This window comes from Nonomuraea sp. SBT364 (genome assembly GCF_001083785.1).
In the GTDB taxonomy this organism is placed as follows: Bacteria; Actinomycetota; Actinomycetes; order Streptosporangiales; family Streptosporangiaceae; genus Nonomuraea.
Genome location: NZ_LAVL01000117.1, coordinates 1 through 21,558 on the forward strand (window position 1 = coordinate 1; position 21,558 = coordinate 21,558).

At 71.6% G+C, this 21,558-nt stretch carries 16 protein-coding genes; 10 read left to right on the forward strand and 6 right to left on the reverse strand.

Going from position 1 to position 21,558, the window contains the following annotated elements:
- Positions 1 to 17: 17 nt before the first annotated feature.
- Both ADY59_RS34405 and typA read right to left on the reverse strand, forming a co-directional pair.
- On the reverse strand, positions 18 to 2,540 hold the full coding sequence (locus ADY59_RS34405) for a hypothetical protein (protein ID WP_049571311.1): 2,523 nt from the start codon (positions 2,538 to 2,540) through the stop codon (positions 18 to 20).
- Positions 2,541 to 2,763: 223 nt separating this feature from the next.
- A complete protein-coding gene (typA, locus tag ADY59_RS34410; RefSeq protein ID WP_049571314.1) occupies positions 2,764 to 4,614 on the reverse strand; it encodes a translational GTPase TypA in 1,851 nt (616 codons plus the stop codon).
- Positions 4,615 to 4,806: 192 nt separating this feature from the next.
- Between typA and ADY59_RS34415 the strand changes: the two genes are divergently transcribed.
- The 4 genes from ADY59_RS34415 to ADY59_RS34430 are packed head-to-tail and all read left to right on the forward strand — an operon-like array spanning position 4,807 to position 9,203.
- The gene (locus ADY59_RS34415) at positions 4,807 to 5,547 is read left to right on the forward strand and encodes an AMP-binding protein (protein ID WP_197093993.1); all 741 of its coding nucleotides are present in this window, start codon (positions 4,807 to 4,809) and stop codon (positions 5,545 to 5,547) included.
- Between the two features lie 52 nt (positions 5,548 to 5,599).
- On the forward strand, positions 5,600 to 8,002 hold the full coding sequence (locus tag ADY59_RS34420; RefSeq protein WP_049571320.1) for a LuxR C-terminal-related transcriptional regulator: 2,403 nt from the start codon (positions 5,600 to 5,602) through the stop codon (positions 8,000 to 8,002).
- 58 nt (positions 8,003 to 8,060) lie between these two features.
- Positions 8,061 to 8,423, forward strand: coding sequence for an AMP-binding protein (locus tag ADY59_RS34425; RefSeq protein ID WP_082310622.1), 363 nt, complete (start codon positions 8,061 to 8,063; stop codon positions 8,421 to 8,423).
- 9 nt (positions 8,424 to 8,432) lie between these two features.
- On the forward strand, positions 8,433 to 9,203 hold the full coding sequence (locus ADY59_RS34430; RefSeq protein WP_231619029.1) for an alpha/beta hydrolase: 771 nt from the start codon (positions 8,433 to 8,435) through the stop codon (positions 9,201 to 9,203).
- 152 nt (positions 9,204 to 9,355) lie between these two features.
- Here the strand turns inward: ADY59_RS34430 and ADY59_RS34435 are convergent, their stop codons facing one another.
- Both ADY59_RS34435 and ADY59_RS34440 read right to left on the reverse strand, forming a co-directional pair.
- Positions 9,356 to 10,789: an aldehyde dehydrogenase gene (locus ADY59_RS34435; protein ID WP_049571330.1), complete on the reverse strand. Its 1,434-nt coding sequence runs from the start codon at positions 10,787 to 10,789 to the stop codon at positions 9,356 to 9,358.
- A 104-nt stretch (positions 10,790 to 10,893) separates the two neighbouring features.
- Positions 10,894 to 13,905, reverse strand: coding sequence for a M14 family metallopeptidase (locus ADY59_RS34440; RefSeq protein WP_231619030.1), 3,012 nt, complete (start codon positions 13,903 to 13,905; stop codon positions 10,894 to 10,896).
- Between the two features lie 201 nt (positions 13,906 to 14,106).
- Between ADY59_RS34440 and ADY59_RS34445 the strand changes: the two genes are divergently transcribed.
- The 3 genes from ADY59_RS34445 to mltG all read left to right on the forward strand — a co-directional run bounded on the left by ADY59_RS34445 (position 14,107) and on the right by mltG (position 16,530).
- A complete protein-coding gene (locus tag ADY59_RS34445) occupies positions 14,107 to 14,988 on the forward strand; it encodes a DUF4200 domain-containing protein (protein ID WP_082310623.1) in 882 nt (293 codons plus the stop codon).
- A 79-nt stretch (positions 14,989 to 15,067) separates the two neighbouring features.
- The gene (locus ADY59_RS34450) at positions 15,068 to 15,580 is read left to right on the forward strand and encodes a SigE family RNA polymerase sigma factor (RefSeq protein ID WP_049571339.1); all 513 of its coding nucleotides are present in this window, start codon (positions 15,068 to 15,070) and stop codon (positions 15,578 to 15,580) included.
- Positions 15,577 to 16,530 (forward strand): endolytic transglycosylase MltG, encoded by a 954-nt coding sequence (gene mltG, locus ADY59_RS34455; protein WP_053175427.1) that lies wholly within the window; start codon positions 15,577 to 15,579, stop codon positions 16,528 to 16,530. The genes ADY59_RS34450 and mltG overlap by 4 nt, the downstream gene beginning before the upstream one ends.
- A gap of 28 nt (positions 16,531 to 16,558) precedes the next feature.
- Here mltG and ADY59_RS34460 read toward each other — a convergent pair whose 3' ends face one another.
- Positions 16,559 to 17,863, reverse strand: a complete 1,305-nt coding sequence (locus ADY59_RS34460; RefSeq protein WP_049571342.1) for a GH1 family beta-glucosidase — start codon at positions 17,861 to 17,863, stop codon at positions 16,559 to 16,561.
- A gap of 74 nt (positions 17,864 to 17,937) precedes the next feature.
- Here ADY59_RS34460 and ADY59_RS34465 point away from each other — a divergent pair, with 74 nt between their 5' ends.
- Positions 17,938 to 18,576: a TetR family transcriptional regulator gene (locus ADY59_RS34465; protein ID WP_049571345.1), complete on the forward strand. Its 639-nt coding sequence runs from the start codon at positions 17,938 to 17,940 to the stop codon at positions 18,574 to 18,576.
- A 24-nt stretch (positions 18,577 to 18,600) separates the two neighbouring features.
- Here ADY59_RS34465 and ADY59_RS34470 read toward each other — a convergent pair whose 3' ends face one another.
- A complete protein-coding gene (locus ADY59_RS34470) occupies positions 18,601 to 19,521 on the reverse strand; it encodes an aldo/keto reductase (RefSeq protein ID WP_082310624.1) in 921 nt (306 codons plus the stop codon).
- A gap of 81 nt (positions 19,522 to 19,602) precedes the next feature.
- On the opposite strand from ADY59_RS34470, the gene ADY59_RS34475 reads away from it, so the two are divergent.
- Together ADY59_RS34475 and ADY59_RS34480 are read left to right on the forward strand one after the other, a co-directional pair.
- Positions 19,603 to 19,962: a MerR family transcriptional regulator gene (locus ADY59_RS34475; protein WP_049571352.1), complete on the forward strand. Its 360-nt coding sequence runs from the start codon at positions 19,603 to 19,605 to the stop codon at positions 19,960 to 19,962.
- A 37-nt stretch (positions 19,963 to 19,999) separates the two neighbouring features.
- Entirely contained in the window at positions 20,000 to 21,424 is a 1,425-nt protein-coding gene (locus tag ADY59_RS34480; RefSeq protein WP_231619031.1) for a penicillin-binding transpeptidase domain-containing protein, read from the forward strand.
- Positions 21,425 to 21,558 lie beyond the last annotated feature (134 nt).

Sequence of the window (21,558 nt, forward strand, 5' to 3'; positions counted from 1 at the left end):
GTGCTGGGGGTGCGGGGTCAGGGGGGTTGGGAGGTTTGCTGGTCGCCGCGGAGGATGCGGTCGACCGTCTGGCCGGCGGCGGAGGTGGCGGCCGTGGTGACGGCGGCGATGACGATGGCGAGCAGCGGCGTCGCCAGGCTGCGCAGGCTGCGGACGTTGCGCACGCGCCCCCACGGCTCCCCGGCCAGGTGCATGAGGCGCCACTCCCAGTAGAGCCCGAGCCCGATGCACACCAGCGCCACCTCGCCCACGACGATGGCCACGACCTGGAGCTTGGCGTCAGGCCCGATGTCCGGCTCGACGAGGGCCGACAGGTAGCCGGACAGCTCGGTGACCAGGGCGGCGGCCATGAGGTGCAGGGCCTTGGTCATCGGCTGGGTGCCGCGGACCCGCGAGTAGAAGTAGCCGAACACGAACCCGTAGGCCGGCAGCGCGATCAGCGAGCGGGCCTCGAAGACGAAGCTGCTCAGGTCGAGCCCGGTCGGCAGCCCGTACACGAACAGGAACGGCAGGCTGAGCAGGAGGCTGACGATGAAGGCGTGCACCCCGTTGTGCCAGGGGCTGCAACCGGCGGCGGTGGCGAAGGCGGTCTCGGGGTGGCCGCCGTGCCGGTGGAGCGCGGACTCCAGGTCGCGCCGCTGCTTGTCGAAGGCGTCCATGGACAGGTCGCCGTTGCCGATCTTGCCCCGGCCGATGCGGTAGAGCTCCTGCTCGGCGATCAGCAGCAGCCGCCGGTGCAGCGCGGTGCGGATCAGGTGGCGGTGCCCGGCCTGGTCGGCGGGTTCGACGATGGACGGGTGGGGCCGGTCGAGCAGCCAGCGGGCGGTCACCCAGGCGATGAGCGAGGTGATGGAGAGCATGGGCAGCGGCACGTTGACGTCGGCGATGGTGGCGCTGCCCCGGGGCGTCAGGTAGACGACCATGAGGCAGATGACGACCGTCGCCTGCGCCGTGTAGGAGGAGGCGCCGTCCAGCGTCGCGCCGAGCCGCCTGAGCCGGAGCACCAGCAGCAGGAAGCCGAGCAGGAGCAGCCCCATGACGCCGCGCACGAGCGGGGTGAGCTGGAGGTCGCCGATGCTGGGCACCTCCTGGCCGGGCACCGCGCGGCTCCACGATCCGGCGTCCAGCCATTCGGTCGGCCAGCCCTGGACGAGCAGGCTGACGACGACGGCGACGACGACGGCGCCCCGGGTCCAGCGTTTGGTGGCGACCGCGACGGCGGCGACGGGGATGAGCGCCCAGCCGAACGCCAGCACCAGCCGGACGCTGTCGGGCGGGTAGGCGCCGGTCAGCATCGCCTTGACCCACAGGGCCAGCGCCAGCAGCCCGATCGCGGCCCCGGCCGCCAGCGCCGCGAGCCGGACGATGACGATGCGTACGCCGAGGTCGACGCTGAACGCCACCGCCGACCCCGCTGCCGCGACCGCCGCGGCCGTGCCTCCGGCCAGCAGCGTGTGGCCGGGGAGCTGGCCGTACAGGTAGGACCAGGTGAGCATGCCGACGGCGACGAGCACGCCCACGCCGGTCGCGCCGAGCACGTCGCGCGACGTCCACCGCGGGCTGGTGGGCAGGATGCGGCTGGCGTGGCGTACTGCGAGGGCGGGCACCACGCCGAAGAGGATCACGTAGGCCGGCACCGTCCAGCCTTCGGCAACCATGGGCACGAGCAGCAGGGGAGCGCAGAGCGCGAGCCCGGCGACGAGCTCGCTGTTGGGCGGCCGCTGCCACCAGCCGGGACCGAGCGCCCGCAGGAGCAGGCCGGCGAGCACGAGGGCGGTGAGCACGCCGAGCGCGGTTTCCCAGGAGAAGTCGTCCTCCTCGGGCACGTCGGGGAAGCCGAAGGAGTCCTGGGCGAGCGTCAGGCTCACCGGGTAGAGGCCGACGGTGAACTCCAGCCGCTCCGGCTCCTCCCGGTCGGGCCTGATCGACACGGCGCGCAGCACGGTCCACTCGCCGGGCAGCACCGTGACCTTCCGGTACACGATCAGCAGCGGCCGGGCGGTGGGCGCGTTGAAGTCGACCCGCACCAGCTCACCGGGCTCCACCTGGCGTAGCAGGGTGACGGTGAACTGGACGGTGGTCCGGCCGCCGGCGGTCGTGAGCACCGGTGCGAGGCGGCGGGCAGGGGCCAGCGCGGTGCCGGTCACCTTGATCGCGCCGAACCCGTCGTCGGTGAAGCGCTGCATGTCCTGAGGGAAGCCGTCGCCCCGGCGCATGGTCTCGGCGAGCGTGTCGGACTCGGCCATCCGGAGCCGGTGCGTGATCATCACCTTGACCTGCCGACGGCGCTCGTCCAGCCGTCCTTCGGGCACCGGGTCGAGGTCGGCGGGGCCGGCTCTGGTCAGGACGACCTCGGTGGTGGCCTGTCGGCCGCGCTCCACGGCGGGCTGGGTGCCCGACAGATCCCACGGATCGGTCGCCGCCGCGGTGGGCGGCGGGTCGACCGCCGCGACGGGGCCGGCCGCCAGCGTGCACCAGGCAACGGCCCCGACCGAAATCGCGGCCAGCCCGAACGCGATGACCGCCCGGATCCTCTCCACAGTTTGGATGATTCACGCGGTTGGCCGGATGTTCTATCTCATACGGTAACGGTGTGGTTACAGCTGCTCCGGTCTTGACAAAGGCCACCTTTTATCCGGCGTAAAACCCTTCGGTTTCCCCATTTCTCTAGTCAACCCGTGCGGTTAGCTAGAGAGATTTGATGGGGAAATCGAAGTTTCCGCATGTCCGGGGCTCAGTCAATGGCCGCAGTCAAAGGTGGAGTCAAGCCCGCTTGGCACGCGCGGCGGTGCGGCCACGGGTGGCGCCGTCGAGCACCACCTTGCGAATGCGCACCGCGTCGGGGGTGATCTCCACGCACTCGTCCTCGCGGATGAACTCCAGAGCCTGCTCCAGCGACAGGTTGCGCGGCGGAATCACCTTCTCCGTCTCCTCACTGGTGGAGGAGCGCATGTTGGTGAGCTTCTTCTCCTTGGTGATGTTGACGTCCATGTCGTCGGACCGCGAGTTCTCGCCGACGATCATGCCTTCGTAGACCTCGGTGGTCGGCGACACGAACAGCGTGCCCCGCTCCTGGAGGTTGAGCATGGCGAACGCGGTGACGGGGCCGGACCGGTCGGCCACCAGCGAGCCGTTGTTGCGGGTGCGCAGCTCGCCGAACCACGGCTCGTACGAGTCGAACACGTGGTGCACCAGGCCGGTGCCGCGCGTCTCGGTCAGGAACTCGGTGCGGAAGCCGATCAGGCCGCGCGCCGGCACCACGAACTCCATCCGGATCCAGCCGGTGCCGTGGTTGGTCATGTGCTCCATGCGGCCCTTGCGCACGGCCAGCAGCTGGGTGACCGCGCCCAGGTATTCCTCCGGGCAGTCGACGGTCAGCCGCTCGACGGGCTCGTGCACCTTGCCGTCGACGAGCTTGGTGACGACCTGCGGCTTGCCGACGGTCAGCTCGTAGCCCTCGCGGCGCATCTGCTCGACCAGGATGGCCAGCGCCAGCTCACCACGGCCCTGCACCTCCCAGGCGTCGGGCCGCTCGGTGGGCAGCACGCGCAGCGAGACGTTGCCGACGAGCTCCTTCTCCAGACGGTCCTTGACCATGCGGGCGGTGACCTTCGAGCCCTTGACCTTGCCGACGAGCGGCGAGGTGTTGGTGCCGATGGTCATCGAGATGGCCGGCTCGTCGACGGTGATGAGCGGCAGCGGGCGCGGGTCCTCGGGGTCGGCCAGCGTCTCGCCGATCATGATCTCCGGGATGCCCGCGATGGCGATGATGTCGCCGGGCCCGGCCTCCTCGGCGGGCTTGCGCTCCAGCGCCTCGGTCATGAGCAGCTCGGTGATCTTGACCCGCTGGATCGAGCCGTCGATCCGGCACCAGGCCACCTGCTGACCCTTGCGCATCACGCCCTGGTGGATCCGGCACAGCGCGATCCGGCCCAGGTAGGAGGAGGCGTCGAGGTTGGTGACGTGCGCCTGCAGCGGCGCGCCCGGGTCGTAGGTGGGCGCCGGGATCGTCGACTTGATGATGTCGAACAGCGGCTCCAGGTCCTCGGAGTCGGGCATGCCGCCGTCTTCCGGACGCGCCAGGGACGCCCGCCCCGCCTTTGCGGAGGCGTACACGATCGGGAAGTCGATCTGGTCCTCGGTCGCGTCGAGGTCCATGAAGAGCTCGTAGACCTCGTCCACGACCTCCTTGATGCGCGCGTCGGGCCGGTCGACCTTGTTGATGCACAGGATGACCGGCATCTTGGCCGACAGCGCCTTGCGCAGCACGAAGCGGGTCTGCGGCAGCGGCCCCTCGGAGGCGTCGACCAGCAGCACCACACCGTCGACCATCGACAGGCCGCGCTCGACCTCGCCGCCGAAGTCGGCGTGGCCGGGGGTGTCGATGATGTTGATGGTCATGCCGCCGTGCTGGACGGCGGTGTTCTTCGCGAGAATGGTGATGCCCTTCTCGCGTTCGAGGTCGTTGGAGTCCATGACGCGGTCATCGACATCCTGGTTCGCGCGGAATGCCCCGGACTGCCAGAGCATGGCGTCGACGAGCGTGGTCTTGCCATGGTCGACGTGCGCGATGATCGCGATGTTCCGCAGGTCGTCGCGGCTGTTCAAAGGCATGATGAGGTCTCGCTCTGTGTTCGTGGAGGCGGCCGCGCGATGTCGCGACGCCATAAGTCTAGTTGATCCCCCCAGATGGCAAGAGCAGGACCACCTGACGGCCGGGCGTACACATGGTGATGCGGCGACATACATATGGTGTTGCACATTTGTGCGCATGGCGCAGGCGGCCCTGGTCCCTACATTGGCCGCATGACCTGGTCTGAGCTGGTGATGAGGGCGGCGCCGAGGCGGGGTGACCGGCCGGCCGTCAGCGACGTGCGCACCGGCGAGGTGCTGTCCTACTCCGCCTTCACGCGCCGGGTCAAGCAGGTGGCGGCCGGTCTGCACCGCCACGGCCTGCGGCGCGGCGAGCGGGTGCTGGTGCGCCTGCCGGTCGGCGCCGCGCTGCCCGTCGCCGTCCACGGCGTCGCGTGGGCGGGCGGCGTCGCCGCGCTCGGCCCCGGCGCCGACGCCCGCCTGATGATCGGTCAGAGCCCGTACGACGCGTCCGCGGAAGGCGTGAAGCGGGTCTTCGCCGTCAGGTCCGAGCCGGGCGCGCCGCCGTTCGGCGAGTTGCTGGGGCACGGCGCGCTGGAGTTCGGGCCGCTGGCCGGTCCGGCGCTGGCCCTGGCCGGCCGGGTCTTCGACCACGACGAGCTGGCCGGCGACCTGCGCGGGCTCGTCACCCGGCTGGCCGTGGGCGGGGACGACGTGGTGCTGGCCGCCGTCAGCGACGCGTTCAAGGGGCTGCGGCTGCTCGACCTGGCGCTCATGGCGGGCGCGCACGTCGTGGTCGCGCACGAGCCGACGCTGGTGGGCTGCCGGGTGCTGGCCCAGGAGCGCCGCGCCACGCTCGCGGTGGCCCCGTACGACCTGGCCAAGCGCCTGCTGGGTGACCCGGCGCTGCGGGTGGTGGACGAAAGGGCGGTCGTCAGCTCGCTCATCCCGTAGAAAGTGCGACACTGTGGGAGAGTGTGATCCTTCCGCGACGCAGGGTGACCACATGCGAGCTGCCCCCCGGCACAACCTTCCGGCGGAGCCCAACAGCTTCGTCGGCCGCGAACGCGACGTCGGCGAGCTGTGCCGGCTGCTCGGCGGCACCCGGCTGGTGACGTTGTGCGGCGTCGGCGGCATCGGCAAGACGCGGCTGGCGCTGCGGGTGGCCGCCCGGAGCGCGCCCGCCCGCCCGGAGGGCGTGTGGCTGGTCGAGCTGGCCAGGATCGACCGGCCCGAGCTGGTCGTGCAGGAGATCGCCCGGGTGCTGGGGGTGCGGGAGGAGCGCGGCCGGCCGCTGTTCGGCACCGTCGCGGCCCGGCTGCGTGACGGGTCCTGCCTGCTCGTCCTGGACAACTGTGAGCACCTGATCGACGAGTGCGCCCAGGTGGCGGCCGCGCTGCTGGCCTCCTGCGGCGCGCTGGCCATCCTGGCCACCAGCCGCGAGCCGCTGCGCATCGCCGGCGAGCTGGTCTGGCGGGTGCCGCCGCTCGACCTGCCCCGGGGCGAGGACGACGGAGCGGAGTCCGTGCGGCTCTTCATGGATCGCGCCGCCGCCGCCGGCACCCGGCTGGGCGCGGGCGCCCTTCCCGACGTCGTACGGCTGTGCCGGGCGCTCGACGGGCTGCCGCTGGCGCTGGAGCTCGCCGCGGCCCGCACCAGCCTGCTCAGCCCCGGCCAGATCGCCGACCGCGTCCACGACCGGTTCTCGCTCCTCACCACCGGCGAACGCACCGCCCCGGCCAGGCAGCGCACGCTGCTGGCGGCCGTCGAGTGGAGCTACGGCCTGCTGTCGGACCGGGAGCAGGTGCTGCTGCGCAGGCTGTCGGTGTTCGCCGGGCCGTTCGACCTCGACCTGGCCGAACAGGTGTGCACCGGACCGCCCATCGCCGGGGCGGAGCTGGTCGATCTGCTGGGCGCGCTGGTCGACAAGTCGCTGGTGCTCTGCGACGAGGAACGCCGGCACTACCGCCTGCTCGACACCATCCGGCACTACGCGGCCGAGCGGCTGCGCGAGGCCGGTGAGCGCGACGCGCTGCGCGAACGCCACCTGAGCGTGCTGTGCGAGCTGCAGGAGCGCTACTTCGCCACCGAGCTGGTCGAGCCCGCCCTGCCCTGGCGGCGCCGGCTGGAGGCGCTGACCAGGAGCCGCGGCCTGCTCGACGACCAGCGGGCCGCGCTCGGCTGGGCGGCCGAGTCCGGCGACGTCACCCGGGGCCTGCGGCTCTGCTCGACCAGCACCGGGCTGCTGCCGGTCAGCGGCAACCCGACGGAGATCGTCGGCTGGATCGAGCGCCTGGTCGCCCGCGACCTGACCGGCGTGATGCCGGAGCGCGTCGCCCAGGCCGACGGCTTCCTCGCCTACGGCCTGGAGGCCAGGGACGAGCTGGGCCGTTCGCTGGAGTACGCCCTGCGCAGCCTGGAGGGCCTGGGGGACGACTTCCAGCGGTGCGTCATGCACAGCCTGCTCGTCATGGTCCTGCTGCGCATGGGCCGCGCCGGCGAGGCCGCGTACCACGCCGAGCGGGGCCTGGCGCTGGCCACGGCGACCGGTGACACGTGGAACCAGGCGGCCGGGCTGGCGGGCCTGTCGGCGGTGGCGCTGGTCCGCGGCCGGCTGCGCGAGGCCCAGCGGCACGGCGAGGAGGCGCTGGCCAGGGCCCGCGAGCACGGGCACCGGTGGATGATGGCCCGCGCCGCCACCCAGCTCGCCGAGCTGGCCGAGGCGCGCGGCGACCTGGTGACCGCCATGGCCCACTACGAGCTGGCCGTGCCCTGGCTGCGCGAGCTCGCCGGCGCCGTCGAGCTGGCGCGCGTGCTGGCCAGGATCGGGCGGGTGGCGGCGCTGCTGTACGAGTTCGCGACGGCCCGGGAGCGGCTGGCCGCCAGCCTGGAGCTGAGCAGGCGCGCCGGGCAGCGCCAGGGCGTGGCCCGGTGCCTGGTCGGGCTGTCGGTGCTGGCCGAGAACGAGGGCGACCTGGAGGGCGCGGTGCTGGCCGCGGCCGCCGCCGCCGCGCTGCGCGAGTCGATCGGCCAGCGCTCGGGCGCGACCCGGATCGAGGAGCTGCGCGCCCGTGCCCGCGCCAAGCTCGGCGAGGGCCGCACCACCGCGCTGTGGGCCCGGGGCGGCCGCATGAGCCCCGACGACGCCGCCCGGCACGTCCTGGAGGGGGAGCGGCTCCCCGCGGCCGAGCCGGCCGTCCCCGTCCCCGCCGCGCACTCGCCGCTGACCGCCCGCGAGCGGGAGATCGCCACGCTGCTCACCGGCGGGCTGTCCAACCGGGCGATCGCCGAGGAACTGGTGATCAGCCCGGCGACGGTGGCGCGGCACATCGCCAACATCATGGAGAAGCTGGGCTACACCTCGCGCGCGCAGATCGCCGTATGGGCCGCCGAGCGAACTTCTGCATAGGGATCTGCATATTCCGCCCCATGCATCCGGGGCGGCGGCCTCCCTAGCGTGGGCCTTTATGGAGCGCATCGTCATGGTGGATCCGGGCACCGGCCTGGCCATCACCGAGCGGCAGCTCGACGAGAGGTCGGCGGCGGCCGCCGTCCTGCTGCGGCGGCGCGGGGTGTGCGCGGGCGACACGGTGCTCGTCTGCCTGCCGGTGGGGCCCGACCTGCTGGTGGCCGCCGACGCGGTGATCGCCGCGGGCGGGGTCGCCTGCCCGGTGTCGCCAGACCTCGATCCCGGCGTGCTGCGTGACCGGATCCGGGCCAGCCGCGCCCGGGTCATGATCACCGACTTGTGCGCTGCCAGGGAGGCGGCGGACGAGTCCCGGGTCCGGATCGTGCTGGGCGTCGCCGACCTGCGCGACGGCCCGTCCTAAGCTCGGAACATGCCTTTCGCGCCCCAATTCCCCGTCATGCTCCGGACCGAGGACGGGATCAGGATCGACGCCGCGCACACCGCGCCCACCCGGCCCACCGGGCCCACCGGCCGGGAGGTCGGGATCGTGGTGGCGCACGGGTTCACCGGGTCGTGGCGGGAGCGGCCGGCGCGCCGCATCGTGCACGTGCTGAGCGGGTTCGGCGGGGTGGTGGCCTTCGACTTCCGGGGGCACGGGCGGTCCGGCGGGCTGAGCACGGTGGGGGACCAGGAGATCCTCGACGTGGACGCCGCCGTGCGGCACGCGAGGGTGATCGGCTACCGGCGGATCGCCGTGGTCGGGTTCTCCATGGGCGCGGCCGTGGCCGTGCGGCACGCCGGGCTCCGGGGCGACGTGGACGCGGTCGTGGCCGTGAGCGGCCCGGCCCGCTGGTACTACCGAGGCACCCGCCCGATGCGCCAGGTGCACTGGGCCATCGAGCGGCCGGCCGGCCGGTGGGCGGCGCGGATGGCCAAGCGGACCAGGATCGCGAGCGGCCGGTGGGACCCGCTGCCGATGCCGCCGCACGAGGCCGCGGCGCTGATCTCGCCCGTACCGCTCCTGGTCGTGCACGGGGACTCCGACGCGTTCTTCCCGCTCGACCACGCGCACCAGCTCTTCGGCGGCGCCCGGGAGCCGAAGGAGCTCTGGATCGAGCCCGGATACGGCCACGCGGAGGCCGCGGCGACCCCGGAACTCATCCGTCGCATCGGAAAATGGATCTCTTCCAACTTTTCCTGAGTAATAAGCGTCTACCTAGGGCGGAAGGTAAGAAACCGCCGGGAGAAAGTCCCTGGGGAAGGAAACCGCCCTCAGCGGTGGACTGGGACATACTTCTTGTAGCCGGATGGTGGCCCAGCGTTGCGGGGGCTCGCTGGGCCACCATCCGCCTGTCAGCCGAGGCGGGCGATCGTCTTGTGCTCCAGGTAGCCGGACAGCCCCTCGGGGCCGAGCTCGCGGCCCACGCCGCTGGCCTTGTAGCCGCCGAACGGCACGTTCGACTCGATCATGTAGCAGTTCACGCCGTACGTCCCGGTGCGGACCTGGCGGGCCACGTCCATGCCGTGGTCGGCGTCGGCCGTCCAGACCGTCCCGGCCAGGCCGTAGTCGCTGTCGTTGGCGATCCGGATGGCGTCGGCCTCGTCCTCGTACGGGATCACCGCCAGCACCGGGCCGAAGATCTCCTCGCGGGCGATCCGCATGTCGTTGGAGACGCCGGCGAAGACGGTCGGCGCCACGTACCAGCCGCGGTCGTAGGGCCGGTCCAGGCCGCCGACGACGACCTTGGCGCCTTCCTCCATGCCGATCCTGATGTAGCCCTCGACCCGTTCCTGCTGCCGCTGGGCGACCAGCGGGCCGATGCCGGTGGCCGGGTCGGCGGGGTCGCCGACGGCCTGCGAGGTGACCATGCCGGCCACCGCCTCCACGACCTCGTCGTAGCGGTTGCGCGAGGCCAGGATGCGGGTCTGCGCCACGCACGCCTGGCCGTTGTTCATCAGCGAGGCTATCGCCAGCATGCCCATCGACGAGGGCAGGTCGGCGTCGTCCAGCACGATGGCCGCCGACTTGCCGCCCAGTTCCAGGCTGACGCGCTTGAGCTGCTCGCCGCAGATCGAGGCGATGCGGCGGCCCGCGGCGGTGGACCCGGTGAAAGCCACCTTGTCCACGCCCGGGTGGGAGACCAGGTGCTCGCTGACCTCGCGGCCGGCGGGCACGATGTTGAGCACGCCCGCCGGGATGCCGGCCTCCTGGACCATCTCGGCCAGCAGGTAGGCGTCCAGCGGGGTCTCGGGGGCGGGCTTGAGCACGATCGCGCACCCGGCCAGCAGCGCGGGCGCGACCTTGGTCATGGTGACGAACTGCGGGACGTTCCACGGCACCACGGCCGCCACCACGCCCACCGGCTCGCGGCGCACCGTGACGGGGCCGAACAGGCCGGGCCGCTGCTCCTCCTGCTCGAAGGTGCGGCCGTACTCGGCGTAGTACTGCAGCATGGCGAGCGGCTGCGGCGCCTGCGCGAGGTTGGAGAACGTGATCGGCGAGCCCATCTCCTCGGTGATGAGCTCGGCCAGCTCGCCCTGCCGGGCGGCGTAGATCTCGGCCAGCCTGCCGATCGCCTCGGCCCGCTCGGCGAAACTCAGGCGGGGCCACGGCCCGTGGTCGAACGCCTCGCGGGCGGCGGCGACCGCCCGGTTCACGTCCTCGGCCGTGCCGTCGGGGACCTGGCCGACGACCTCCTCGGTGTGGGGGGAGATGACGTCGATCGTCCCGGTGCCCGCCGGGGCCACCCATTCGCCCCCGATGAACAGCTTGTCGTGCCGGCGCATGTCGTGTGCCTCCTGCTTGACCGGTGGTGATCCCTCGACCGAACCATGTTCTGTCCGGCCGCGCAAGAGGGGCACGGCACCGTGTGCCGTGCCCCTCGAAGCGGTCAGCGGCGGCCGGTGAGCAGGTGCTGCATCGACCGCTTCACCAGGTCGGCGCGCGTGGCCTGATCGACCACGCTCTCAGCGCCGAACCCCAGGTAGACGGTGTCCTTCGTGACGATGCCCGCGCCTTCCTCGAAGACCTGGTCGGTGCGGAACCAGTTGTTGATCGACGGCGCGCTGCCCTCGGGCGGCCCGGCGGCGGTCCAGCCGCCCAGGTCGGACTCGAACGAGGTCTCCCCGGCCGTCGCGCCGTCCAGCGTCAGCGTCACGTCGTCGAGGAACACGCCCGCGCCCTGGGTGCCCCAGTCGCTGACGTACGAGATCGACAGCTCGACCCGCTTGCCCGCGTACGGGGTCAGATCGATCTTCCACTGCTGCCAGCCGCCCGAGTTGCCGGAGGCCGCGTTCCAGGCCCCCGACGTGCCGGTGGACTCGCACTGCGGCCCCTGGTAGCGCAGGATGTGCGGGTGGATATCGCTCCACCCCGACTGGCAGCTGCTGCCGGTCGCCTGCGTCGTGTGGCCGTTGGCGTCGGGCAGCGTCGTCCAGTCGTCACCGTCCGCCGTCCTGGCCTCTACCATCAGGAAGTCCCAGGCGGACTCGGTGTCGTAGGAGGTCCAGAACGACAGCTCGCCGCTGCTCCTGCCGGTCAGGTCGACCGTCCTGGTCAGCCGCTTCCAGGAGACGTCGGCGATGCCGCTGTAGACGTCCCAGGAGCCGGTGTGCGGGTCGAACGGGCCGCCGGGCCGCACCCACTTGACCGGCGCCGAGCTGGCGAACAGCGGGAACTGCTCGGCCGGCAGGATCGCCGAGGTGGCCACGAACGAGTTGGTGTGCACGTCCGGCTCCAGCGCGCCGGAGAAGCCCTCGAACCGGCCGCCGACCCCGTTCAGCGCGAACGGCTGCCCGGCCGCGTCGCTGCCCGCGTTGTCGAAGAAGACGTACGCGCCCAGCCAGTACTGCTGGAAGTCGTTGAACACCGGGATGCACGGCGGGTCGCTCGGCTCGCCGCACTCCGGCCGCGCCGGCTGGTCGGGCTGGTAGTAGTAGGACCCGTTGGCGTTGGCCGCGTACGACGGGTACTTGCCCGCGTGCAGCAGCTTGCCGCCCTCGTTCAGGTAGTCGCGCACGGCCAGCTCGACGTCCACGCCCGCCTTGGAGGTGGTGCCGGGCGCCTGGCCCGCGCTGCGCGGGATGATGTCGTCGCCGGTCTCCCAGACCACCGCGTCGTAGTGGCTCAGCACGCCCAGCGGGTGCGGCGCCCTGCGGTCGTGCCGGTCCATGTCGTACACGTCGGAGCTGTGACCGGCCTCGTCGAGCGCCTTGGCGTACTCGTCGGCGTACTTGGCCTCGGTCACGCCCTGCGCCGGGCTGATGCCCGTCACGTCCTCGGCCGCCAGCACCAGCACCTCGCCGCCGATGTCGTCGGCCACCCGGTACGTGAACGCCTCGCTCTTCTTGCCGAACGCGGTGAACCAGACCTCGACCGAGTCACCGGGCCGGGTGCCGGTGATCTTGCCGCGCATCCGGTGGTAGTAGCGGTCGTAGCCGTCGCCGTACCGTTCGCCGCCGCGCCACTCCTGGGTCAGCGCGATCTTCGTACGGCCGCCGTTGACCCGGTAGTTGACGAGGACCGGGCCGAGCTTGCGCTTGGCGTTGACCTGGACGGCCTGGGTACGGCCGTGGCTGGTGGCGAAGGAGTCGACGACGAAGTCCGGCGTCCTGTTGCCCAGGTGGCTGACCGGCTCGGCCGGGTTGACGGCCGACTTCGCCACGTCCAGCGCGAACGGCAGGTTGCGCTCGAACTCGGCCTGCACCAGCGCCTCGTCGTCGGGGAAGACGAAGCCGCAGCCGTCGCAGCCCTCGTTCAGCTCCGGCGTCCACGACAGCGTGCCGTACTGCCGGTGGGCGTGGTCGTTGGTGTCGCCGTTGGTCGTGTAGAGCTCGGCGCCGAGGTCCGGGTCGAAGCCGGGGACCGCGGGCCGGTCGTCGGTGCCGGTCAGCGCCTCGTAGATCGGGTTGTCGGCCGTCTCCGTGGCGATCTGGAAACCGGACGGGTAGAGCAGCAGCGGCCCGTAGGAGTGGTAGTTGAGCTGCGTCTCGAACCGGACGCGCCGCAGCAGCCCGTCCATGGCCCTGGTCTCCGGCTCGCTGGCCGGGCCGGCGCCGCGGTAGGTCTCGCTGCTCGGGATGGAGGAGGAGCCCTCCTCGTCGTAGTGGAAGTTGGTGGGGAAGTTCCGGTTCGGGTCCACGCCGTCGCCCAGCGTGATCTGCCCGTCCCCGTTCACGTCACGCAGGTTCTTGCGCCACAGCCGGTTGCCCTCGGTGAAGGTGAAGTCGTAGCCGTCGGGGTTGGCCACCGGCACGAACCACAGCTCGGTCCTGTTCAGCAGGTCCCGCAGCTCCCTCTTGTGCGCCACCACGTGCTTGAGCAGCCGCATGTCCACCTCGGTGGCGATCCACTCGCGGGCGTGCTGGGTGGCGGAGTACAGCGTGGCGGGCTTGATCCCGTCGGGCAGCAGCCGGGCCAGCGTGCTCACCTTGGCCGCGAGGATGTCCTGGCCGCGGATCGTCTTGCCGATCGACTGCAGTTTCACGACGTCCTTGTTGGCGTCCGCGATGGCCCTGAGCTGGTCGGCGATGCCGCCGGGCTCGGAGTAGGACCGGTAGACGTCGTACCCGCCGGCCGCCTGGGTCCTGGCCGCTTCGAGCTGCGTCTGGCCCTGGGAGTTGCGTACCGGTTCCGGCTTGAGCCCGAGCTTCCTGAGTCCGGCCAGGTCGGCCTGGGCGGCGGTCAGCTCCACGTGCTCACGGCCGTCCTTGATCTCCTGCTGGACGACGTCGAAGCCCTGCTCACGGAGGGTCTGGGCAGTGCCGGGCGGGCTGTCGAGCTGGTAGAGCTCGATCCTGTCGCCGGGCGGCAGCGGGTCCACGGCCGCCCGGGCTTCCAGGGCGACCATGGACGTGGCTAAGCCGATGATGACGGCCGAGACGAGCTTGAGTGATCGAGACACGGGTCTGCCCCTTCGCAGAGACGAGTTCGATCGCCATCTCAAACCGACTTCGCGATCTCGGCAAGGCCCAATCTTTATCTGACTCTTATATCGGACAAACCATCTCATTGGGCGTCAATGGGGCACGAGTTCCATCGTTCAGATGACAGGGTTGAAGATCATCTTCTATAGTTCCGACCGTCTATGAGGGGAGGACGTGGCGTGAAGACCGGGCGCTTCGCCGTGTTCGCCGTCGTCCTTGCCGCCTTGCTCACGCCGCAGCCGGTTTCCGCTGATCCGTCCCCCGCCCAGCTGCGCAAGCTGACCAAGGAGGCGGCCGCGCTCAACAACCGCTACCGCGGCTCCATCCAGAGCCTCGAAGAGATCAAGGTCCAGGCCAAGAAGGCCGTCGACACCTCCGGCAACCTGCAGAGGCGGCTCGCCGACGCGCAGGGCAGGCTGGCCGCCATCGCCCAGACCACCTACATGCTCGGCCCGATCGACGGCACCCAGCTCTTCGCCACCCAGACCGACCCGTACAAGACGCTCGGCCATGCCGCCAACATGAACTTCATGGCCGAGGTCCGCGCCGGCCAGGTCGCCCACGTCGAGAAGCTCATCGCCGACTCCCGGAAGGCGAAGCTCGCGGCCAACGACAAGATCAAGAAGATGCAGAAGGAGATCAAGACCCTGCAGAGCAGGCGCCGCGAGCTCGACCGGCTCCTGGCAAAGTACGGCTTCCAGCAGCCGGGCGGCGCCGACGGTCTCACCCCGCGCATGATCTCCGTGCGGGCCGACGTCATGCAGAACTTCCCCATGCCGTACGGCGTCGGCTGCCTGCGCCCCGGCGACCCGGGGGAGCACGGCAAGGGCCGGGCCTGCGACTTCATGATCTCGCGCGGCATGGCTTCCGGAGGCGAGGCGGACCGGGGCGACGCGCTGGCCGATTACCTGATCAAGAACGGGTCCCGGCTCGGCGTCATGTACATCATCTGGAAGCAGCGCTACTACGACATCCGCTCGGGCGGCGGCTGGGACCCCATGTCCAACCGTGGCGGCGTCACCGCCAACCACTACGACCACGTCCACGTGTCGGTGTTCTGACGCGCGAAATCCCCGGCGGTGCCGGCATAGATCGGCGTACCGCCTGCGTCCTTGCCTGTGAACGTGGCGAGGAGGACGGGTGGATCCAGGATTTGAGGCGGACTTCCGGCAGTTCGTCGTAGACCGGTCGGGGGCGTTGTTCCGTACGGCGTACCTGCTGACCGGCGACCGGCACGCCGCCGAGGATCTGGTGCAGTCGGCCCTGACCAAGACGGCCGCGAAGTGGCGCGGTCTGCGCGATCCGGCCGCCGTCGAGGGATACGTGCGCCGGGCCATGTACCACGAGCAGGTGAGCTGGTGGCGGCGGCGTTCGCGCGTCGCGGAGGTGTCCACCGGCCGGCTGCCCGATCAGGCCGCCGACGGGCACGCCGACGCCGTGGATCTTCGCATGGTGATGCGGGCGGCCCTCTCCCGGCTCACGCCCCGTCAGCGGACCATGCTCGTGCTGCGCTACTTCGAGGATCTTTCCGAGACGGAGATCGCCCGGGTGCTCGGCGTCAGGGTGGGGTCGGTACGCAGCCAGATCTACCGCTCGCTGGAACGTCTGAAGAAGACGGCGCCTGAACTGACCACTGTGAGGGAGCTTCGATGAACATCGAGAACCTGCTGCGCGAGACGCTCTCCGACATGGCCGACGAGGAGCGCCCGCCCGCGCCCGGCCGGTTTCTCCAGGCGCCCGGCCGCCGGCTCCGTGGCCGGGCGCCGGCCCTGGTGGCGGCGTCGGCCGTCGCCGCGATCACGGTCGGCTCCGCGGTCATGCTGCACGGGATCTCCTCGCGGGCCCCCGACGACGCCGCCGGGCACCGGGACGCCGTCCCGCACCTCACCTTCGAGCGCCGTCCGGTCGTCAGCGTGACCGTGGCGGAAGGGACGCGGCTCGCGCGACTGTGCGAGACGCTGTCGTCGCTCACGGGCAGGCCGGTGGCGGAGTTCGAGAGGGCCGCCAAGGACGGCGCCGCGCTCGGCCTGCCGCCCTATGCCCGGGGGAGGCTCGAAGGGTTCGCCTTCCCCGGCGTCTACGAGTTCGAGCCCACCGCGAGCCCGGGTGAGATCCTCGGGGCGATGGTGGCCCGGTTCGGGGCGGCCGCCGAGAACACCGGCCTGGTCGAGGGCGCCGAGCGTGCGGGCGGAACTCCGCTGGAGATCGTGACCATCGCCAGCATCGTCCAGGCCGAGGCCGGCAGGAAGGAGGACATGCCCAAGATCGCCCGGGTCATTCACAACCGGCTGAACCGGAAGATGCGCCTGCAACTGGACAGCACAATCTGGTACGGCCTGGGCAAGTACGGTGTCGGCGCGCGCGTGGAGGACCTCAAGAACCCGTCGCCGTACAACACCTACAGGCGTCCAGGCCTTCCTCCCGGCCCCATCGGCAACCCGGGGGAGGACGCCATCAGGGCCGCGCTGAAGCCGGCCGCCGGCTCCTGGCTCTACTACGTGTACACCGACCCGGCGAAGGGCATCGCGAAGTTCGCCTCCTCCGCAACGGAATACGCCGAACTGGTCGAAGAGCGGCGCCGCAAGAAGCGCGGAGCCGGGTGATCACTGACTGGCGAGGCGAGGAACGTACCTAGAGCGTCGCCAGGAAGTTCCGCAGCCAGTGGTACGAGGCTTTCGGGGTGCGGTGGCCGGTGGGGAAGTCGACGTGGACCAGGCCGAAGCGCTGGTGGTAGCCCTCGGCCCATTCGAAGTTGTCCAGCAGTGACCAGACGAAGTAGCCGCGTACGTCCACGCCCTCGCGCCGGGCCGCGCCGACGGCCGCGATGTGCTGGTCGAGATAGGCGATCCTGGCCTGGTCGTCCACCGTGCCGTCGGGGCCGGGCGCGTCAGGCTGGGAGCAGCCGTTCTCGGTGACGTAGACCGGCGGCAGGGCGTCGCCGTAGCGGTCGCGCAGGCCGGTGAGGAGCTCGCGCAGGCCGTCCGGGACGACGGGCCAGCCGAACGCGGTGGCCGGGTAGCCGGTGACCCCGGCGTCGGTGAACGGCAGGCCGGGCTCGACGGGGGCGGCGATGCGGGTGGGGTTGTAGTAGTTGACGCCCAGCCCGTCGAGCGGCTCGGCGATCGTCGCGAGATCCCCATCGCGCACGAAGTCCAGATTTTTCACCCCGTACGCCGACAAATCGGGGTAAGTGCCCAAAAGGACGGGGTCGTTGAACAGGCGGTTGTGCAGGATGTCGTACGCCTCGGCGGCGGCCACGTCCTCCTCGGCGTCCGAGGCCGCCCACACGGGCGTGCAGTTGTTGGTGATCAGCACCCGCTCCGCGCCCGCCGCGCGCAGCGCCGCCGTGGCCAGCCCGTGGGCCAGCAACTGGTGGTGGGCCACCGGCAGCGCGTCCAGCAGCAGCGCCTGGCCCGGCGCGTGGATCCCCAGCGCGTGGCCGTACGCCATGTGCACGAACGGCTCGTTGAGCGTGATCCACATCGGCACGCGGTCGGCCAGCCGGCCGGCGACCAGGGCCGCGTACTCGGCGAAGCGGTGCGCGGTGTCGCGGTTCAGCCAGCCGCCCCGGTCCTGCGCCGCCTGCGGGAGATCCCAGTGGAACAGCGTCGGCACCGGCGTGATCCCGGCCGCCAGCAGGGCGTCCACCAGGCGCTCGTAGAAGTCCAGGCCCTCGGGGTTGACCGGCCCCGCGCCCGGCGGCTGCACGCGCGGCCAGGCGATGGAGAAGCGGTAGGCGCCGACGCCCAGCTCCGACAGCAGCGCCACGTCCTCCGGCCAGCGGTGGTAATGGTCGCAGGCCACGTCGCCGGTGTGCCCGTCGCGGGTGCGGCCCGGCTCGTGGGAGAAGGTGTCCCAGATGGACGCGCCCCGGCCGTCCTCGTCCGCCGCGCCCTCGATCTGGTACGCCGCTGTCGCCGTGCCCCACAGGAACATGCCAGGCTCCTCAAGTTTCGCGAGTGCGGCTCATGTTAGCCTCTACTTGCTGGTAATGGGACAGGATGTGGGGCATGACGAGTACCTTGCGCCGCCGCCCCGCCCAGCGTCGCAGCGCGGAGCGCGTGGAGCGGATGCTCGACGAATGCGCGCACCTGCTCGACGAGGTCGGCTACGACGCCGTGACGACCAAGGAGGTGGCCCGCCGCGCCGAGGTCCCGATCGGCACCTTCTACCAGTTCTTCCCCGACAAGCAGGGGCTCGTGCGAGCGCTGGCGCTGCGCAACCTGGAGGCGTTCCTGGGCCGGGTGACCGAGCGGATCGCGGAGGCCGACCTCTCCCACTGGACCGACCTGGTCGAGCTGGCCATCGACGAGTTCGTGGCGATGAAGCGCACCACGCCCGGGTTCGGCGTGGTCGACTTCGGCGAGGCGCTGACCGCGCCTGGCGGGCCCGCCGTCGACGGCACCAACCACACGCTCGACGCCGCGCTGGAGAACAACGCGATCGTCGCCGACCGCCTGCGCGCCCTCACCGTCGACCTGCTCGACGCGCCCCGGGGGCCCGGCCTGGACCGGGCGCTGCTGGTCGCCGTCGAGGCCACCGACGCGGTGCTCAAGCTGGCCTTCCGCGCGCACCCCGACGGCGACCCCGACCTGATCGCCGAGTGCAAGCAGCTCGCCCGCCGCTACCTGGCCGACCACCTGCCGTGATCAGCTGCCTGATCAGCTGCCTGATCAGCTCGCCTCGTCCAGACGGCGGCGCAGCTCGTCGTCCAGCTTGACGTCGGCCGCGCCGATGGCCTCCTCCAGCTGCGCCATCGTGCTCACGCCGACGATCGGCACGTGGCCGTCGGCCAGCAGCCAGGCCAGCACCACCTGGTTCGGCGTCGCGCCCAGCTCGCCGGCCACCTCGCGCAGCACGGCCAGCCGCCGCGTGGTGCCCGGGTGGTCGTAGATCTCCGGGATCGGCCGGTCCTCGCGGGTGTACGCGCCGAACATCAGCGTGTTGTACGCCCACAGCGTCACCCCGGCCTCGCGCGCGTACTCCAGGTGCTCGTCGCCCGTCAGGTGGTGCCCGCCCTCGGCCGGGCGCGTGTACGGGCGCGGCCGCAGGTAGGTGTGACGCAGCTGCAGGTGCGTGTAGGGGAGCCAGCCGTGCGCGGCCGAGACGTTCCTGGCCCGCTCCAGCCGCCAGGCCGGCAGGTTGCTGGCGCCCAGCTTGCCGATCTTGCCCTGCCCGGCCAGCTCGTCGAACGCGCCGAGGGTCTCCTCCAGAGGTACCGACCGGTCCTCGATGTGCGCCCAGTAGAGGTCCACGCGATCGGTGCCGAGCCGGCGCAGGCTGCCCTCGATGCCGGAGCGGACGGCGGCCGCCGACAGTCCCTCCGCCGAGTCCAGCGTGACGGACCCGGGGACCGTCGGCCGGGCGCCGACCTTCGTGCTGAGGAACACCTGGTCGCGGTTGCCCCGTGCGGCCATCCAGGCGCCGATGGCCAGCTCGCTTTCGTCCCCGGTGCGGCCCTCCACCCAGAACGGGTAGTTGTTGGCCGTGTCGAGCATGCGGCCCCCGGCGTCGAGGAACCTGTCGAGGATGGCGAAGGTGTCCTTCTCGCTGACGGTGGTGCCGAACGGAATGGTGCCGAGTGCGATGTCCATGGCCAGAACTGTGTGAGCTGGAGTGCACTCCATGTCAAACGGTTGACCTGGAGTACGCTCCAGGTGGGATGCTGTGGACCCGTGAGCGTCTACACCCCCGCCGAAGTGGTCGAGGAGACCGGCTTCTCCCTCGACACGCTGCGTTACTACGAGAAGATCGGCCTGCTCGAACCGGTCGAACGCAACGCGGCCGGGCAGCGCAGGTTCAGCCAGGAGGACGTCGGCTGGCTCGGCACCATCCGCTGCCTGCGCGACACCGGCATGCCGATCGCCCAGATGCTGCGTTTCGCCGAGCTGGTCCGCGCCGGCGACCACACGATCGCCGACCGCATCGCGCTCCTCGAAGAGCACGATCGCCGCGTCGAGGCCCAGATCGGCAACCTCACCGAGCGCAAGCGCTACATCAGCGACAAGATTTCCTACTACCGCAGCGTCCTCTAGCCCTGCCTTGGATCTCCGGTTGCTAAAACCGGGATCCATGACCAGGGCGAGACGGATCAACGGCACGCTGCGTCGCGTGGCGAGGCTGTGCGCGGGGCTGTTGTTCGCGTTGCTGGCGCACCTGACCTTCGTGCAGGCGTTCTCCTCCAGATCGCTCAACGCCGACCCGCGTAACGAGCGTGCCCGCATCGCCAGGTTCGACGAGCCGCGCGGCGCCATCCTCAGCTACGAGGGCACCGTGGTGGCGACCAGCCGGGAGACGGACGGCGGGCCGTACCGCTACCGCCGCTCCTACCCGCACGGCGAGATGTTCGCCCCCGTCACCGGGCATCTCACCGCCGGGCAGGCGACCGGTGCCGAGCGGGCGATGGAGGCGGCGCTGTCGGGCACCGACGCCAAGGTCAAGATGCAGTCGCTGGTCAGGGTGGGCACCGAGCAGGCCGCCGACGTCCGCCTGACGATCAGCGACCGCGCCCAGTGGGCCGCCTACCAGAGCCTGCGGACGGCCGGCCGCCCCGGCGCCGCCGTCGCCGTCAACCCGGCGACCGGCGCCATCCTCGCCCTCGCCAGCTATCCGTCGTACGACCCGAACGCCTACGCCACGTTCGACGCCGCCGCGCTGGCCCGCACCGAGCAGCGGCTGCGCGGCGCGCCCGGCCGCCCGCTGCTGAACCGGGCGACAGCCGAGACCTACCCGTCCGGCTCGGCGTTCAAGCTGGTCACCGCCGCCGCCGCGCTGGCCACCGGCGAGTACGGGCCGGCCACCGAGCTGCCCGGCCCCGCCAGGCTGCGCCTGCCCGGCACCACCCAGTACGTCGACAACGCGCACGGCGGGCCGTGCGGCCGGGCCGCCCGGCGGCCGCTCGCCCGCGCCTTCCGGATCTCCTGCGACACCGCCTTCGCCGGCATCGGCCTGCAACTCGGCCAGGACACGCTGCGGGACCAGGCGGACGCGTTCGGCTTCAACGACCCGGGCCTGACGATCCCGCTGCCCGTCGCGCCCAGCTCCTACGACGGCGACGCCGACCGGGCCCGGACCGCCCTGTCGGCCGTCGGTGCGCCGGGCGGGCGCGTCACTCCGCTCATGGTCGCCATGCTCTCGGCGGCCGTGGCCAACCACGGCACGCTGATGCGTCCGTACCTGGTGGAGGAGGTACGGCTGCGGGACGGCTCGGTCATCAGCCGGGCGGCGCCCGCGCCGTACCGCACGACGCTGACCCCCGAGCTGGCCGGGCAGCTCGGCGCGATGATGACCGCGATCACCCGGCCGGGCGGGCCGGGCGCGGCGGCGGCCGTCCCGGGGATCTCGGTGGCCGCCCAGTCGGCGGGCCCGGGCGCCCCGGCCCTGTTCACGGCGTTCGCGCCGGCCCGGGCGCCGGAGGTGGCGGTGGGCGTGGTCCTGGAACGCCCAGGCCCGGCGGCGCCCATCGCCCGCACGATCATGCAGGCGGTGCTGACGTAGCCGTAGGGAACAACTACCCCATCATTCGCTAAAAAACGGATAAACTCCACGATTGTGCGTCGTACTGGAAGATTTCGCCCATCGCGGGACGTGGCGGACAGATCCGCCTTGCCGCTCCGACGGACCAGAGCCGC

Excerpts from the sequence above, each read along its gene's own strand:
- ADY59_RS34435 (WP_049571330.1), bottom strand. The coding sequence starts at position 10,789 with ATGCGCCGGCACGACAAGCTGTTCATCGGGGGCGAATGGGTGGCCCCG.
- ADY59_RS34480 (WP_231619031.1), top strand. The coding sequence starts at position 20,000 with ATGACCAGGGCGAGACGGATCAACGGCACGCTGCGTCGCGTGGCGAGG.
- typA (WP_049571314.1), bottom strand. The coding sequence starts at position 4,614 with ATGCCTTTGAACAGCCGCGACGACCTGCGGAACATCGCGATCATCGCG.
- ADY59_RS34415 (WP_197093993.1), top strand. The coding sequence starts at position 4,807 with ATGACCTGGTCTGAGCTGGTGATGAGGGCGGCGCCGAGGCGGGGTGAC.
- ADY59_RS34465 (WP_049571345.1), top strand. The coding sequence starts at position 17,938 with ATGACGAGTACCTTGCGCCGCCGCCCCGCCCAGCGTCGCAGCGCGGAG.
- ADY59_RS34460 (WP_049571342.1), bottom strand. The coding sequence starts at position 17,863 with ATGTTCCTGTGGGGCACGGCGACAGCGGCGTACCAGATCGAGGGCGCG.
- ADY59_RS34430 (WP_231619029.1), top strand. The coding sequence starts at position 8,433 with ATGCCTTTCGCGCCCCAATTCCCCGTCATGCTCCGGACCGAGGACGGG.
- ADY59_RS34470 (WP_082310624.1), bottom strand. The coding sequence starts at position 19,521 with ATGGACATCGCACTCGGCACCATTCCGTTCGGCACCACCGTCAGCGAG.
- ADY59_RS34420 (WP_049571320.1), top strand. The coding sequence starts at position 5,600 with ATGCGAGCTGCCCCCCGGCACAACCTTCCGGCGGAGCCCAACAGCTTC.
- mltG (WP_053175427.1), top strand. The coding sequence starts at position 15,577 with ATGAACATCGAGAACCTGCTGCGCGAGACGCTCTCCGACATGGCCGAC.
- ADY59_RS34425 (WP_082310622.1), top strand. The coding sequence starts at position 8,061 with ATGGAGCGCATCGTCATGGTGGATCCGGGCACCGGCCTGGCCATCACC.